The sequence below is a fragment of the Paenibacillus sp. MBLB1832 genome (genome assembly GCF_032271945.1).
Lineage (GTDB): Bacteria > Bacillota > Bacilli > Paenibacillales > NBRC-103111 > Paenibacillus_E > Paenibacillus_E roseopurpureus.
This window is the reverse complement of the sequence record NZ_CP130319.1, coordinates 4,069,118-4,084,912: the sequence shown is the minus strand read 5'-3', so window position 1 is coordinate 4,084,912 and position 15,795 is coordinate 4,069,118. Positions and strand designations below refer to the sequence as shown.

Below are 15,795 nucleotides of genomic sequence, written 5' to 3'. Positions count from 1 at the left end.
TTACGAGGAAGAAGTATATTTTTGATTGTATTTCTCTCCTATCTGATCATGATATTAGTACCACTCCTATTAGCCTTTCTGAGCTATAAGCAATATTCTGGCGTTCTGGAGACGCAGATTAGTGATTATAACTTGTCTATGCTTCAACAAACGGAGAAGGTCATGGACGAACATTTTGGCAATGTAGAACAGCAGGTCCTCGGTTTAACACAGGAACCGCTAGTGCAGAGACTATTAAACACTCCAACGGAAATGGATAACCAGGACAAGTACAATCTATCTCAATTAATTGCATTATTAAATAGAGTTAAGGCAAAGGATATCTACGTCAAGGGAATTTATATTTATTTCAACCGATCTGATATGGTTGTGACAGACAGCTCCAAATTTAACCCTCCCGATTTCTTCGAGACTGCAAAGCTACAATCGGGAGGGGATTATCAACAGTGGAAAACGATGATGGGCGAGCATCATAAACTAGACTATATCCATGAGCAACAAATATCCAGCAGTGTATCGGCAAATGAGAAGGTCATCGGGTTACTACAATCCGTGAGTTCCAAAAATTCGCAGGATGCCTTTGCAACGATTGTCATTTGGATAGGCGCCTCAGACGTCGATAAATTGTTGGATACGGCTTTCAAGAGAAATCAGGCGGCGGTTTATTTATTTGATAATCAGAATCAAATACTCCTTTATTATGGAGATGAGAAGATAAGATCTGCTTTACCCTTGGAGAATGTGCTTCCATTGAGGACCGATCGCATAAGGCTGACTGGAGCAGGGAAAGAATTTATAGTGTCCCGTGTTTCCGACGAATTAAAAAAACGAAGTATTGTTTCTGTCGTTCCAACTGAATTTATTGAACGTGATTTAAGAGGCACGAGAAATACCTTTATATGGTTATCGCTTGGTATGATCACTTTAAGTATGTTAATCGCTTATTTGTTAGCATACATTAGCTACCTGCCTGTCAAACGGCTTATGGGGAAACTGCAGAAGAGAATGACTGGACAACCTGATTTGTATGCAACGAAGAATGAATTTGATATGATTGCATTCGCCGCTGAATCGGCTTGGGCTGAGAAAGATAAAATGAGCACAATATTGAAGAGCCAAGCCCCTAATATTAGGAATCAGCTCCTCATTCAGTTTCTAAAAGGAAACGTAGCATGGGAAGATCTGTCTCCCCAAACGTTGGAAACCGTTGATGTGAAATTTCCACATCCTTACTTTCTGTTCATTCTTGTGCACATCGATCAGTTTCATAAAGATTCACTCGCGGAGAAAACGTTTTCTAAGTTTGTCATTGGCAACATTCTAGAGCACTTGGGACAGTATGGAGATACCGCCTATGTCATTGACCTTGATTTGGAAAAAATAGGTGTCATTTATAACATCAAGAGTGATCAACTTGATATTCGATCCTTACATTCCTCCATCCAGGAAGGAATCACATTCATTAAAAATAAATTTAATAATGACGTTAGCATTGCTCTGGGCAGCATTCATGAGGGTACGGATGGAGCTGTATTTTCTTATAATGAAGCACTGAAGGCGATGGAATATCGGTTAATTAAGGGAAGCAATACTGTTATTAGTTACCAAGATACTCTTGTAGAATTCAATCCATCGAAGTATATGTATCCTCTAGAGATTGAGATGTCACTAGTCAGTGCAATTCAGCATGGGGATATCAAGCGCACCGAACGTCTTCTGGACACGGTGTTTGAATTGAATTTGGCTCAGGACAAGATGCCGCTTGACCTTGCGCGTTGTTTGTTCTTCGATCTGATGTGTACAGCTATTAAAGTGCTTAATGAAACTGTTGCATCGTATCAAGAAGTGTTCGAATCGGATCGTAATCCTTATGATGACTTATTGGCTTGTCAAACCATTCGAGCGATGCAGGAAACGGTAAGGAACATTTTCCAAAAACTCAGTTTGCATATGAATGAAAAACGAACAAGTCGAAGCGACAGTCTGAAGGATAGAATGCTCCATTATTTGAAACAAAACTACCATGATCCTAATATGAGTCTTGCCACCATGGCCAGTTATATGAATATGAATCCGACCTACTTATCTAACCTGATCAAGGAGCAAGTCGGCAGGAATTTCATCGAATTGGTCAATGAGTTTCGAGTGGATGAAGTAAAAAGACTGTTAATTAATGGAGATATGACCTTGCAAGAAATCGCACAAAAAGTCGGATATTCCAATAGCGTTGTGTTAAGTCGTAATTTCAAAAAAATCGAATATACGACACCAGGAGAGTATAGGCAGTTCAATAGAACATAATTTGCAAAGAGTCAAACCTCATCATGCTCAGGTTTGACTCTTTTTTTGTTTAGGTTGATCACCAGTTTGATCCAATCTGTAATTTTGATAATAAGCTAAAAAAATGAGATCTATGCATGGAACCTATTCGCTACTATTATTTCAGTACCGGGATGCGGAAGACCTATGCAGAACGGAATTTCTTGAAGGAAAGTGAGTGAGATTGATGTTAAAGCGTAACAGATGGAAAAGCAGACTCCTCGTTACCGCGGCTGTGTTGTTATTGACCCCCTCTTTGCTGCCGCAAGTTACTAACGCTTACAGTGACGTCAGTACAGTCAGCGACCAACAGTTGTTTGGCCATTGGAATGGTACGTCTTGGGATGTGCCTCCGGGGCTAGATTACGGCTATACCTCTAGTGGTGTGCAAGTGCTGGCAACCGTGCAGAATGACGTGAAGGCGGGCAATTACCCGCAGGCGCAGCAGGATCTACTGACGTACTTCAAAGGTCGGACGAATCGGCAACCGCTCCCAATCACTTCGAGCTTTAGTAATACCACGGCAGCCGATTTTGCAATCGACGATATCATCTCTGGAGTGACTGCCGAATATCCAATCGGCACCATTAACCTCACTCAAACCGCCGGCTCTGCCTCCATTGATGTGACGACGGCGCTACAGAGCGCCTCCAGTTCCATTTCCTTCATGCTGATGGGTCGCTATAAGGGCATCGATACCGCTATGATTAACAGCAAGGAAGCCTCTAATTCAGGGGTTCGCCCCTATCTACAATACACCTTGGTCGGAGATCCGAACACGTACACGCTCGCTGCGACTGCGGATACGTATATTCGTGCAGGAGCGTCGAATGCCGATCAGAACTATGGCAGTGCCCAGCTGCTGAATGTTCGAGGCTCGGGGCTTCCCTTCGATGAGAACGAGCAGCGCGCGTATATCGTCTTTCCCGCTTCTACAATAACCGGGACGATTCAGACGGCATCGCTGGTGGTGAACGGTAATTTTGTACGTGGCACGGGTTCGTCGAGTACGCAGATGACCGTTGCCGTCTACAATGCAAGTCCGGTCACGGAATCGAGCGCTACCTGGAACAACACGCTGCTCAACACCGTGTCATGGCAAGGGGCTCCTGGCGGCTTCAATTGGGATACGCCTGGTGGGATCAATACGTCCATCATGAGTCGTTTCTACCACGCACCGATCGTGGCAGTCGCCTATCAAGCGACGAATGACGAGAAATACGCGAGCAACCTGCTTCGTCAGATTACCGGGTTTATTCAGACCTATGGCAATGATCCGACCATTCAGGCGCCATACAATCCCGTTAATCTGGATGATTCGTCCAGGGTAAATAAATGGATGCAAGCCTACGAAATCATTCGCAAGAGCAGTTCCATCGATGCTGGGGCTAACACGTCGATGCTGAAGTCTCTTTGGAAATCCGGAACCAATTTCTATACGGATGCCAATTACAGGGCCGACAATAACTGGGGCACCTTCGAATCCCAGGCACTGTTCAATCTCGGCGTCTACTTTCCGGAATTTGCCGCTTCTACCGACTGGACGACGGCAGCGAAGACCAGACTGGAGAGTCAGGTGCAAACCTTGACTCTGTCCGACGGCACGTACACCGAGAACTCCACCTTCTATACCGCCGGAGAGCTCAGCACCTTCCTGGACATTAAGAGTATGGCCCAGATCAATTCGGTCAGCTTGTCGGGGAAACTGGATACGTTTATCCAACAGTTGGCTAAGTATGTGATGGATTCCAGCTATCCCGATCATACGGACATCCAGTCAGGGGATGGAGATCGGGCGGATCGAACCAGTCTCGTACAAAAAGTGGGTACCTTATACGGCAACTCCGACTTGACCAACTATCAGTCGACTGCCTATACCTCCGTCCTTGATGCCGGCAGCAAGCAGGCCTTCATGCGCACCGGATGGACGGCATCGGATTCGTTCATGAGCTTCACGGCGAAGGAAGGCAATCACGGGAATCCCGACCTGCTCTCCGTAACCGCATATGCATATGGGCAGCCGCTCATTGCCAACATGGGTCGCTACAGCTACAACAATGATGCCGTCTCCAATTGGCTGCGGCTCGATACCGAATCGAGAAATACGATCAAGGTGGATAATACCTCACAGACCGTGGATAGCACAGGGGTAGGGCTTACTTCACATGGCGATGTGAACCGATGGGCGACCAATGGAAGCTTTGACTTTGTCGAAGGAACGTCGACCGGATATGCTTCCGTTCCGCATACCCGAGATGTTCTGTTCATCCGCGATGGCTTCTGGATCGTCTCTGACCTACTGCAGCCGACCAGCGGAACGCATAGCTACAATCAGACGTGGCATATGCGCCCGGATGCCAGCCCGTCGATCGATGCGACAACGAAGCGGATTAAGACAAATTCCGGTAATGGGGATATCGAGATTGTTCCGGTCGACGGCTCCTCTCTGTCGAGTGCGACGCTTGAGAATGGGTACTATTCGCAACGACAAGGCGTCGTTTCAGTGGCTGTATATGGTTCCTACAAGCAGAATGCCGTATCCGGCGATGCCGTCTTCGATACGGTGCTCTATCCGACAGCCTCGACAGCAACGCTAAGCAAGGATGTAACGGTGACACGCAAATCGACCGGCGTTAGCGCTGCAACGGCAACCGCCGCCCAGATCGATCTTCCGGATGGCAGTACTGGCATGTACTACCTCTCACATGAAGCGACGCCTACGGCAACCCGGACGTATGGCTCTCCCAACAATTATACGTTCAATGGCAAGGCTGCCTATACCGAATTTTCGTCGAGCGGATCGCTAACGAAGGCGCTTATGGTTGGCGGCAGCAGCTTGAAGAGGAGCTCGTCGGATGTCTTCCTCTCGTCTGCCGTAGTGCCGGAGATCGGAGTCGAGTGGAACGGTACGACACTGGAAGTCAGCGGAGCTTCTCTGCAACCGGACGCCAGCACGACTACGGCAATTAAGATCTACGCGCCGACTTCCGTCACGAGTGTGAAGCTTAATGGAGCCGCGGTATCGTTTACCCGGGTCGGGAGCTATCTGTACGCGGTGGGAATCAAGAGTCCAGGCACCCCGATTGTTACTAGTGCCAAAAGCACGAGCAGCGGACAGATCACGCTCAACTGGAAGCCGGTGGACGGCGCAACGGGATACAATGTCTACATTGGAACGAGCAGCGGCAGCTACGGAAGTCCAGTAGCAGCGGGAAATACGACTAGTTATACGCTTAGTGGTCTGACCAATGGAACCATCTATTACATGGCCGTTACCGCCACCAATAGCAACGGGGAGAGCAATCCATCGGGGCAAGCCCTGGCACAGCCGTTGTCAGCTCCATCGACGCCTGTCATCGTCTCTACTGTGGCAAGCGATAAACAGGTCACGTTGAATATCAAGAATGTTCCGTATGCCAAAAAATATAACTACTATTACAGCACATCGCCCACGAATCTGCAGAGCCCAGGCAATCGGTACACGTCATGCACCAATGCAACCCTGAATCCATCTTGCACGATCGTGGGTCTTGTCAATGGCACGACGTATTATGTGGCCGCCTCCGCTGTTAACGATTCGGGGGAGAGCTCAATTACAGCTGTGCAGTCGGTAACTCCGGCCACTATCATTGATGTGCCTTTCGTGTCAAGCCTCACAGTAGCGAATAACACCGCCACGCTAAGGTGGAAGCCGGTGACAGGAGCGACGGGCTACAGCATCAAGTACGGGAATAATAGCGGTAAATATTATCATCTGAAGGATCTCGGTACGGCTACCAGCTTCTCGATTCCGATGAATGGCGCACCTTTCTACTTCATCGTGGCGGCTTACAACACGAGCGGCACCGGCTTATATTCCAAGGAGTTCGCTGCGCCGCTAACGAACAGTCCGTTCATGAAGGTGTATGCCGATGCAGATGCCTATGTTACTAACAACGACGCCACCCTACGTGGCAGCGAATCGAAAATGTATGTTCAGACAGGCACGACGAGTCGGGAAAGTCTGGTTCGATTCGATCTATCCGCGGTCACCTCATCGATCACGAGCGCTCAGGTTCAGCTCATGCCGCTGACGGCGAATAATGCTAGCAGCGCCCAGCAGACGGCAGCGCTGGTGGATAATAGCTGGAGCGAATCTACCGTCACCTGGAGCACGAAGCCTGCTCGATCGACGACGATTGCCTCTTGGACGGGACCGGTCGTGGGCACTCCGATAACGTTTGATGCTACGACTGCTGTAACGACAGCGCTGGCTGGCGACAAGAAGCTGTCACTGAACATCTACAATCCGAATACGGACTCCTCTTACATCGCCTACGGAACGAAGGAGAATACGCTCGCCAACGCACCGGTACTGACGCTTTCGCTCTCGCCGCAGACGACGTCGCTGACATCGACTGCTGACTCCTTCGTGCGCGATGGTTCGTATTCCACGACCTCTTACGGCACCTCGGCTACTGGGGATGTGAAGAATTCGGGTACAGGGTTCAATCGGAAGACGTACATCCAATTCGATACGTCGTCCATCACGGGACCTATATCCAAGGCAACGGTCATCTTGACGCCGACGACGGTAGCTAGCCCGAATCTGAAGAATACCGTCGATCTGGTCGATAACAATTGGACAGAAACGGGGACGTCTGCGATTACCTGGAGCAATCAACCTATAGGGTCACTTGGCACGATTGCGACATGGACATCGCCTTCTGTCTATCAACCACTGCCCATCGATGTGACCTCACAGGTGATAGCCGCGATGGCCAATCCGACGGACCACAGAATTTCGCTGCGCGTCTACTCGCCGGTCGATCAGGGAGGCAGCGGCAATACCTCTTATGGCATGAAGGAGAACACCACCTTAGGATTCAGGCCTGTATTGGTGATCACTAGATAATATAGGAAAAGGCAGACAAAAGTTCAAGGTAACTTTTGTCTGCCATTTGTGTAATTGGCACGCTTCTACGAGGGAGAGAAATCAGAATGAATATACAAGCTTTATTAAAGGTACCGATGACTACAGGCGAGCTGTTGTCCAGCCTTCGCGCCAGATTAGAGCCTGTGGCAGCTAAGGGCACCTACATTTCGGAGCATATGCCTGAATTGGTGCAGGCAACGATAGCAAACGCCGAGGAAGCCTACAAGGGGATGATGGTCCTCCCGGGAACCGGTGGTGTACGCGAATTTGTAGGAAACCCGCCTTACTGGCTGGAACGCAGACATAACGATAACGAATTTCTATGGCAGCTCAATCGGATGACGCATTGGCAGGATTTGTTGGAAGCTTATACGCTGACACGAGATGACAAATATGGACGCAAAGTGATTGAGGAAATGCTGGATTGGATCGAGACGATCGACATCCGTGAAGACATGGTGAACTATCCAATTGAATTTTACTCACAATGCCACCCTTTACGGGCTTTGGAGCTTGGCATTCGGAATTACCATACTTGGCCGCTAGTGCTGGAGCATCTGGGACCTACAGATTTGTTTACTGAGGAATTGCTGGAGGCGTACTTAGGGGCTGTGTATAAGCAAATCAAAATATTGCGCAAGGTGTCCCCGATTCTTTGGCCCAAGGCGGACCACAATCATTTTCTTATGGAATGTCTCGGCATTCTGACGACGGCGCTGTATTTTCCAGAGCTCAAGGAAGCTGAGGAATGGAAGTCCTTCGCGATCCATGGGATCGAAAGATGCGTTTCGGCGCAATTGACAGAGGACGGCGGGCAGATCGAAGGCTGCCCATCCTACCACAATGGCTGCATGTTCTGGTTCGGTCTGGCTGTTGTTCTTTCCAAGCGTTTCCATTTTCAATTCTCGGATGCTTACCTAAAGCTGCTGCGCAAAAATTTGGATTACTCCCTCTATTCGCTGCGTCCGACAGGAAAATGCATTCCGGTAGGAGACTCCACTGCGAAACCTATAGCCGTTATAGGCGCGTTGTACGGCTACCTAGCATTAGACGATTCGAGCTGGCTCGGACTTGCTGCCAATCTGATTGATTATGAGAAGATTATTCATGAAGTAAATAAACACATATGGCGTGCATTGGATGTAAAGAGGCTGCATGAGGAGTTGCTAGCGCTTCAAGGCAACCCGTATGAGTGCGATAAATTGACAACGTTCTGGAACCGAACGCTTCATCAAGCGATCATCCGCACCGGGTGGCATTCCGAGGCGCTGAGCTTCCTGTTTACGTGCCGAAGTCCGGTGCAGAACGCCCATGCGCACATTGATCTGATGAGCTTCGATTTTACAGCGCTCGGAAAAAATATGGTGTGCGATCCAGGGATCTTCTGCTATCGGGAGGATGACGACCGCAGGCAGTTTAAGAGCGCCAGCTATCATTCCACACTCCTAATTGATGAAAGAGACCATTTCGAATACCTAAGCTCGTGGGAATACGGTCCGCAAAAAACAGGGGAAATTTATAACGTGGAACACAGAGGCTTTTATCAAATTGCAAGCGCCTTTCATCTGAACTATGAGCCGGCCGTCCATTATCGCCACATCGCTCTTGTAGACGACAAGATGTTGGTCATTGTGGATCGGGTTAAGGGCCTGGATGACCAGGAAGTGGAGCGGTACTTTCATTTGGATTATACGGAAGTAGCAGCATACCCTGATGTAGTCTTAGCCACAAGCCATATGGCCAACCTTGCTATCTATTCGTATCCCTGGGAGGCCGTTGATCTGCTACCGGGAAGGCTATCCGACGAACACGATGTGGCTAGAGCCGCCACCAGAGTAAGGTTCCGTGGCAAGCAGAGCGGCACCGCCGTCTATTTGACGGTACTGGTTCCTTATCAAGGCGATCAAAGGCCTGTGGTCGACATTCGTCCAATGGGCGATGCCAGCTTTGAATTGAGCTGCTCCGAGAATTACCAAGTCATTGTCAACGACAGGGATATGACCATTAGCTGCGGACGGGAATAGCTTCAGCCGGCATCCACTCGCTGAAGATCATGAATTTGTGGGGCTTAGAAGCCGTGTGGAAGCAAGGAAATACACGGGATAGGGGTTCAACTCCCGAACACCAGCGCCAAAAGCCGGTGCTGGTTCTAAGAATCACATCGTATTTCTACACAAAATGTTGACGGTTAGATCTTCTGGAATAATGTACAGTGATCTCAGTTGTACCAGCAGCCCCATGAGGGGATTAACCCGGGGCAATACCGAAGTAGGGAAAGCGGAGACGCATGATATCCACCTGATCTGTTCGTTATGTTCAAGCCCTCTTTTATGGAAACTGAAAAAAAACCTAGGGTACAAACTAACGCCGTTATTCTTTAATACTTCATACAAATCGAGAAGTCGATAGTCTTTCAATTTGACTTAGCAAGTTATGCTTAGGAAAAACCAAGTTGTAGATCTCCATGTAAGGGCTTAAATGAGCGGGGACATTGTGATTTACTGTTAACTTGACGAGTACTTCCAGGTAAGTCGTTTTTTATTTTGTTTCTAGTGACTATTCAAATAAATATGCGTTTCAAGATACAGAAAAGCAAGTCAGAAATCTGATCTTCATTAGAAGAAAGAATTCTAGATTTGCTAAATAGATTGGTGTTACTGATAAACCATATTCCGCAAATTAATGGCGTATGCTGTCCTAATCCTGGCGGACAAGTTGCCCAGACGATGGTCTGAAAAAAGCAAGAATCGAGAAAATTCTCCCTGGGGAACCAGTTTGACCATAAAGAAACGATTCTTAATGTTCCTACAGGGATGATTAAAAAGGGGAGTCAAGGTTTGTAAAAAGTCTTCTAAACATACTTATAATTCAACTTTTCACCCCGAAAACATCACTTCCAAACTTAATTTGTAAATCGATTTTATAAGACAATAAAGTACTGAAGTAACAAACAAAGTTCTGAAGTAACAACAAACAAAGTTCTGAAGTAACAACAAACAAAGTTCTGAAGTAACAACAAACAAAGTTTTGAAGTATAGAAACTAACCCATGTGGTATTAATAACAAAATGTTTAGGACATTTGTCCTTAGTTAGCAGCTGCGTTCACTCCAATAGATGAACGCATTATATATTTTGGGGGAAAGTGGTTTTCCCTGTGTAGTATATTATCGAGCTGTCTGTATTGTCACATTCTCTCCTTTTCCGAGCTCCGGCACTCCGCCCTCCCGTATACTCTTGGTGCTTCACACCAAACAATTAAGAGATGTTATTCGTTAACGCTGTAAATTCTTTTGTACAAATTGATAAAAATATCCCATTATGTAAAAGGTTATTTTGGCCTTATGATCAATTTTTAGAGTTTTCATCGATGATTTTGGATAATTAATTCATATACTTTTGGGATCAAAATGACCAATATTAAGATAAGCAACTAGAATTTAACTCAACAAGATAAAAACTCTAATAAGGAGGTAATAAAGAGTTTTATTATAGTCTGTTAACTAAGAAAAGAATGAGAGCGGCAACAAAATCGTTCTGAATGACTGCAATTGGAATAACGATTTTTCAATGGTCTTACTTATTTGTGGGAGCGTTCGTAGAATATCTTTTCCGAATAGCAAAAAATGTTTCTGCAGAAGCGAATTTCTTAAAAAGGGGAGTGACTGTGATGAATAAACGAAGCAAGTGGAAAAGAAAACTACTTGCCGCAGCGGCTGCGCTGCTGTTAACTCCATCTTTGCTGCCGCAAATTGCTAACGCTTACAAAGATGAAAGCAATATAAGCGATTGGCAGTTTTTCGGTCATTGGAATGGTACAAATTGGGATGTTCCTGCAGCGTTAGATTACGGATATACCTTTGGTGGCTCACAGGTGTTGACAACTGTAAAGAACGACGTAATGGCAAACAACTACACGCAAGCGCAACAGGACCTTTTGACGTATTTCAAGACTCGTTCAAATCGCCAATCACTTACTATTACTTACAGAACTAGTGATACAACGGCAGCCGAATTTGCGATTGACGATATCTTCTCAGGCGCGAGTGGTGAAGCTCCAATCGGCACCTTCAATCTTAATCAAACCGCTGGACCTGCGCAAATTGATGTGACAACTGCGCTTCAGAATGCATCCAATGATATTTCATTCATGTTCATGGGGCGCTATAAGGGCATCGATACTGCTGTGATTAATAGTAAGGAGGCTACCACTGCTACACTTCGCCCATATTTACAGTACACTTTGGTTGGTGATCCTATAACCTATCAATTGTATCCGTCCGCAGATACATATATTCGTCCGGGAACATTGTACGCCGATCAGAACTATGGCAGTTCCCAAACTCTGAACATTCGAGGCTCGGGGCTTCCTTACGATGAGAATGAGCAGCGCGCTTATATCGTCTTTCCTGCTTCTAGTATAACAGGGAACATTCAGTCAGCATCCCTGGTGGTGAATGGTAATTTTATACCTGGCACGGGTTCGACGAGTACGCAGATGGCCATCGCTGTCTACAATGCAAGTCCCGTAATTGAAACGAGTGCCACTTGGAAGAATACACTGATGAACACGGTATCGTGGCAAGGGGCACCTAGCGGCATCAATTGGGAGTCTCCTGGTGGATTAAATGAAAGCATTATCAGCCGTTTTAACTACGCACCGAAAGTGGCGTCCGCCTATAACACTAGTTCACCACATGACGAGAGATACGCGAACAACTTGCTTCGCCAGATTACAGGCTTTATTAAATACTTCGGTAATGATCCGATCATTCAAACGCCATACAATCAAGAAAATCTTGATATTACGACTAGGGTGAACAATTGGTTGCAAGCTTATGATATCATTCGCGGTAGCAGTTCCATTGATGCTGGAGCCAACACATCCATTCTAAAGTATCTCTGGAAAGCTGGAAGCAATTTCTATACAGATGCAAATTATAGGGCAGATATTAACTGGGGCACCTTCGAATCCCAGAGTCTGTTTAATCTCGGCGTCTACTTCCCGGAATTCGTGGCTTCAGCGGATTGGACCACTGCGGCGAAGACTAGACTGGAGAGTCAAGTGCAGGCCCTTTCTCTGTATGACGGTACGTACGCTGAAAATTCTACTTTCTATACAGCCGGAGAACTAAGTACATTTATTGATATTAAGAATATGGCTAAATTGAATGGCATCAGTTTGTCAGGAAAACTGGATACCTTTATTCAGCAGTTAGCTAAATATGTTATGGATTCGAGCTATCCCGATCACACGGACATTCAGCAGGGAGATGGGGACAGAGCGGATCGAACTACTCTCGTACAACAAGTGGGTAACTTTTACAGCATTCCGGATTTTCAGAACTACCAATCCTCCTCGTATACCTCTGTTCTCGATGCAGGCAGCAAGCAGGCCTATATGCGTACCGGATGGACGGCAAATGATAAGTTCATGAGCTTTTCTGTCAAAGAGGGCAATCACGGCAATCCCGACCTGCTCTCTGTAACGGCGTACGTGTATGGTAAGCCTCTTATTGCCAACATGGGGCGCTACAGCTACAACAATGATATTATTTCCAACTGGCTGCGACTTGATACCGAATCGAGAAATACGATCAAGGTAGATAGCATCTCGCAGACTGTGGATAACAAGGCACTTAATCTTCACGGGGATATGAACAAATGGGCGAGCAATGCAAGCTTCGACTTTGTTGAAGGAACGTCGAACGCTTATGCTTCAGTACCTCATACTCGAAATATTTTGTTCATCCGCGACGGTTATTGGATCGTGTCAGATCTACTCAAGCCGACGAGCGGATCACACAGCTACAATCAGACATGGCACATGCTGCCGGATGCCAATCCGACGATCGATGCCACAACGAAGATGATTAAATCAAATTCCGGTAATGGGGATATTGAGATCGTTCCATTTGATGGGTCCTCATTATCAAGCGCAACCCTTGAGAATGGTTATTATTCGCCCAAGTCAGGTATTGTTTCGTCGGCTGTATACGGTTCATACAAACAGAATACGGTATCTGGTAATGTCACATTTGATACTGTGCTCTACCCTACATTATCGACAAGTACACTAAGCAAGGATATAACCGTTTCCCGATTATCGACCGGTGTTGGAAGTGAAACCGCAACGGCTGCCCAAATCAACCTTCCTGATGGAGCTACCGGCGTGTATTACCTCTCTCATGAAACGGCACCTACAGTTTCAAGAACTTACGGTTCTAGCGGCAACGATTATACCTTTAACGGGAAGATTGCGTATGCAGAAAAATTGTCGAACGGGTTACTATCAAAGGCACTTCTGGCTAGTGGTAGTTCCCTGAAACAGGGAGCTCTGGATGTCATTGTATCGTCTGCATCAGTACCGGAGATCGGGGTCAAGTGGAATGGAACTACGCTGGAGGTCAACGGAGCTTCTCTTCAGTCGGACACAAACCCCACTACAGCAATCAAGATATATGCTCCAACTTTCATTACGAATGTCATGCTCAACGGCACTACAGTAGCGTCTCCTACCAGGATAGGAGATTATATATATGCTGTGGGAATCAAGAGTCCAGGCATCCCAATTGTGACAGGAGCTACAAGTACGAGCAACGGCCAACTTACGCTGAACTGGAAGCCAGTGGACGGCGCAACGGGATATAACGTCTACATTGGTACGAGTAGTGGCATCTACGGCAGTCCGGTTGCTGCTGGAAATAGTAGCAGTTTTACTTTTAACAATAAAACCAATGGAACTATCTATTATATGGCCGTTACCGCCACCAACAGTAGTGGAGAAAGCAATAAATCCGAACAGGCTGTCGCACAACCTATGCCTGCTCCCTCTACGCCTGTTATTGTCTCTACAGCTTCAGGTGATCAGCAGGTCACAATAAATATCAAGAATGTTCCATCTGCCGAAAAGTACTATTTCTATTACGGCACATCGCCTACGAATCTTCAAAACGTTAGTAATCGTTACACGTCCTGCACAGATTCCATACTTAATCCTTCTTGTACGATCAAGAGTCTTACCAACGGAACGACGTATTATTTTGCCGTCTCCGCTTGGAATGATTCGGGAGAAAGCGCGATCACATCTGTGCAGTCTGTGGTTCCGACAAAAATTATCGATACACCTACGATTTCGGGGATAAAAGTAGCGAACAACACAGCCACAGTAATGTGGAAGACAGTAACAGGAGCAACCGGATACACCCTTCAGTACGGAAACTCGACCGGTAGATATTACCACATGAAAGATCTAGGTAATGCCACAAGCTTCTCGCTTCCGATGAATGGGGCGCCGTTTTACTTTGTTGTGGCCGCTTATAATTCTAGTGGCACCAGCTTGTATAGCAAAGAGGTAGCAGCACCGCTGACCGACAGTCCATTTATAACGCTGTATGCGGATGCAGATGCGTATGTGCAAAATGGGTCTGCTGCCAGTACGAACTATGGCAGTGATACGAAGATGTATGTTCAGAAGACAAGCACAACGAGAAGTGAGAGCTTATTACGGTTCGATTTATCGGCGGTGAGTTCATCAATCTTGAGCGCACAAATGCAGCTAATGCCAACGACAGCTAACAATGCCTCTAGTGCTGCACAAACTGCAGTGGTGGTGAACGACAATAGTTGGAATGAGTCGACAGTTACTTGGAATACGAAGCCTGCACAGGGGGCAACAGCTGCATCATGGACAGGACCAGTGGTGAATACTCCGAAGACGATTGATATAACTTCTGCAGTAACGAATGCGCTGTCGGGTGACAAAAAGCTTTCGCTCAGTATCTACAACCCTAATACTGACAACTCATATATTGCTTACGGAACAAAGGAGAACGGCAAAGCTATTAACGTACCGATGCTGACGATTATGCTTCAACCGCAGCAAACTTCACTGACATCGACTGCAGACTCTTTTGTTCGAGACGGTTCTTATGCCTCAACCAACTATGGCTCATTTGTTTACGGAGATGTGAAGAAATCAAGTTCCGGGTTCAATAGGGAGGTATACATTCAATTCGATACTTCGTCTATTACAGGACCCATATCCAAGGCGACAGTCATCTTGACACCGACAACTGTAGCCAGCCATAATTTGATAAACAACATTGAGTTTGTCGACAACAGTTGGAGCGAAACAGGTACCAGTGGCATCACCTGGAATAATAAGCCATCTAGCTCAAGTGTTCCCTTTACAACATGGGTTTCGCCTTCACAATTTCAACCGCTACCTATCGACGTGACCTCGCAGGTGATTGCAGCGATGGCCAATTCTGATCATAGAATTTCACTGCGTATTTATTCGCCAGTTGATCAGGGCAGCAATGGCAGTATTTCGTATGGCATGAAGGAGAACACGATTTCCGATTTTCAGCCTAAGCTGATTATTATTAAGTAAATGAGGAAAAAACAGACGAGAGCAGAGAGTCTCACGTCTGTTTTTGCTATTTCAAGGATTCAAATTTTCTACACATCATAAAAGTACATTCAACTTCTAAAAAACAACTAGATATCTAATATTTTACATTAAACCATATTAAAGTGAATCTCATAAAGGAATTATCAA

The 15,795-nt window shown here is 46.4% G+C and carries 4 protein-coding genes; all 4 read left to right on the top strand.

The genetic code is table 11. The features are described from left to right. The first annotated feature begins 48 nt into the window (after window positions 1-48). The 4 genes from MJB10_RS18205 (at window position 49) to MJB10_RS18190 (ending at window position 15,627) form a co-directional block, all read left to right on the top strand. Window positions 49-2,301 (top strand): helix-turn-helix domain-containing protein, encoded by a 2,253-nt coding sequence (locus tag MJB10_RS18205; protein ID WP_314796970.1) that lies wholly within the window; start codon window positions 49-51, stop codon window positions 2,299-2,301. A gap of 205 nt (window positions 2,302-2,506) precedes the next feature. Continuing rightward, on the top strand, window positions 2,507-7,213 hold the full coding sequence (locus MJB10_RS18200) for a CBM96 family carbohydrate-binding protein (protein ID WP_314796968.1): 4,707 nt from the start codon (window positions 2,507-2,509) through the stop codon (window positions 7,211-7,213). 86 nt (window positions 7,214-7,299) lie between these two features. After that, a complete protein-coding gene (locus tag MJB10_RS18195; RefSeq protein ID WP_314796966.1) occupies window positions 7,300-9,258 on the top strand; it encodes an alginate lyase family protein in 1,959 nt (652 codons plus the stop codon). A gap of 1,644 nt (window positions 9,259-10,902) precedes the next feature. Beyond that, window positions 10,903-15,627, top strand: coding sequence for a CBM96 family carbohydrate-binding protein (locus tag MJB10_RS18190; protein WP_314796964.1), 4,725 nt, complete (start codon window positions 10,903-10,905; stop codon window positions 15,625-15,627). Window positions 15,628-15,795: the final 168 nt, after the last annotated feature.

Bases quoted from the DNA above. Each gene is read 5' to 3' on its own strand.
- MJB10_RS18205 (WP_314796970.1), top strand. From the start codon at position 49: ATGATATTAGTACCACTCCTATTAGCCTTTCTGAGCTATAAGCAATAT.
- MJB10_RS18200 (WP_314796968.1), top strand. From the start codon at position 2,507: ATGTTAAAGCGTAACAGATGGAAAAGCAGACTCCTCGTTACCGCGGCT.
- MJB10_RS18195 (WP_314796966.1), top strand. From the start codon at position 7,300: ATGAATATACAAGCTTTATTAAAGGTACCGATGACTACAGGCGAGCTG.
- MJB10_RS18190 (WP_314796964.1), top strand. From the start codon at position 10,903: ATGAATAAACGAAGCAAGTGGAAAAGAAAACTACTTGCCGCAGCGGCT.